The organism is uncultured Amaricoccus sp. (genome assembly GCF_937858865.1).
Lineage (GTDB): Bacteria > Pseudomonadota > Alphaproteobacteria > Rhodobacterales > Rhodobacteraceae > Amaricoccus.
Genome location: NZ_CALLYO010000568.1, coordinates 1 through 1,372, shown reverse-complemented (window position 1 = coordinate 1,372; position 1,372 = coordinate 1). Strand labels below are relative to the sequence as shown.

The window sequence follows — 1,372 nt, the reverse complement described above, 5'->3', positions numbered from 1 at the left end:
CCCGCCGGCCCAAGGCCTTGGCAAGCCCTACCGCCGGCGCTAGGTTCCCGGGCAATATTGCCAGACGCGCGCCGAAGACGAATGCTAGAACAGTCCCTTCACGCCATCCTCCGCAACCAGGTCCCGGCCGGGACGCTGCGCGTGACCTTCCCCTCCGGGCGGCAGGAGAGCTACGGCGACGGCACCGGCACGCCGCTCGCGCTGCGCATCGCCGACGACCGCGCGCTCCGCCGCGTGTTCCTCGACCCCGGCCTCGCCTTCGCCGAGATGTACATGGACGGCCGCATCCTCCTCGAGGAGGGCGACATCTACGACGTCATCGCGCTCGCCAAGAGCAACATGCGCCCCGAGGTCGCCACCGGCGGCGCCAAGGGCCTGCACCTCTGGCGCAGCATCACCCACGCACCGGTCCTGCGCGCCGTCGGACTCAAGGCCGCCCGCGCCAACGTCGCCCACCACTACGATCTCGACGAGCGGCTCTACCGCCTGTTCCTCGACGGCGACATGCAGTATTCCTGCGCCTTCTTCGAGCGCCCGGAGATGACGCTCGACCAGGCCCAGCTCGCCAAGAAGCGCCTGATCGCCGCCAAGCTCCTCGTCCGCCCCGGCGCCCGCGTCCTCGACATCGGCTGCGGCTGGGGCGGCATGGCGCTCTACCTCGCCCGCGTCGCCGGCGCCGACGTCACCGGCATCACCCTCTCCCAGGAGCAGCACCGCGTCGCCACCGAGCGCGCCGCCGCCGCCGGCCTCTCCGACCGGGTGCGCTTCCTGATCCAGGACTACCGCGAGGTCGAGGGCAGCTTCGACAACATCGTCTCGGTCGGCATGTTCGAGCACGTCGGCCTGCCGCAGTACCCGACCTTCTTCCGCACCGCCGCGCGCCTGCTCGCGCCGGGCGGCGTGATGCTGCTGCACGCCATGTCGCAGCCCTATCCCGCGCCCTACAACCAGCCCTTCATCGAGAAGTACATCTTCCCCGGCGGCTACATCCCCGCCCTCTCCGAGGTCCTCCCCGCCGTCGAGAAGGCCGGCCTGCTCGTGCGCGACACCGAGATCCTCGCGCTCCACTATGCCGAGACGACGAAGGAATGGCGCCGCCGCTTCCTCGCCAACCGCGAGAAGGTGCTCGAGCTCTACGACGAACGCTTCATCCGCATGTGGGAATTCTACCTCGCCGGGTCGGAGAGCTCCTTCCGCCACGACCATATCCACGTCTCCCACCTCCAGCTCGCGCACGACCAGGCGAGCGTGCCGCTCACCCGCGCCTACATCCCCGAGGCGATGGCCCGCCTCGCGCGCGCCGAACTCGCGATCCCCGAGTACGCCGTCCTCCACGACGCACCGGCCCCCAAGCGCCGCACCGGCTCCTGAG

Annotated in this window: 1 protein-coding gene; it reads left to right on the top strand. The window is 70.5% G+C overall.

Going from position 1 to position 1,372, the window contains the following annotated elements:
* Positions 1-81 precede the first annotated feature (81 nt).
* Positions 82-1,371, top strand: a complete 1,290-nt coding sequence (locus Q0112_RS16805) for a cyclopropane-fatty-acyl-phospholipid synthase family protein (protein ID WP_297977141.1) — start codon at positions 82-84, stop codon at positions 1,369-1,371.
* The last annotated feature ends 1 nt before the right edge of the window (position 1,372 follow it).